This window comes from Mycobacterium simiae, from assembly GCF_008370645.1.
In the GTDB taxonomy this organism is placed as follows: Bacteria; Actinomycetota; Actinomycetes; order Mycobacteriales; family Mycobacteriaceae; genus Mycobacterium; species Mycobacterium simiae_A.
Map to the genome: position 1 here is coordinate 1 of NZ_VTZN01000661.1, position 243 is coordinate 243.

The 243-nt window shown below is 63.8% G+C and carries 1 protein-coding gene; it reads left to right on the forward strand.

Features of this window, described 5'->3' with window-relative positions; genetic code table 11:
* Positions 1 to 212: hypothetical protein (locus F0Q45_RS28890; RefSeq protein WP_223163972.1), on the forward strand; the 212-nt coding region annotated here is incomplete at its 5' end.
* Positions 213 to 243: the final 31 nt, after the last annotated feature.

The window sequence follows — 243 nt, forward strand, 5'->3', positions numbered from 1 at the left end:
CGCACGGCCGAGTCGTGACCCAGCCCTTCGACCGCGACGAGCGGGTCCGGCATTTCGGACATTTGCCGACCCATTGCTCCGCAGTGCCGACAACGACCACGCGGGCACCGTTCGCGCCCTGGCTCACCGTGTCAACAACGATTCCGTCAAGACCGCGCAGCAATGTACTACCGTCAGACAAGCTCGCGTCGTTCTGCGATCTGGATGAGTGAGAACACCCAGTTCACAAGGGCGCGAGCCCCC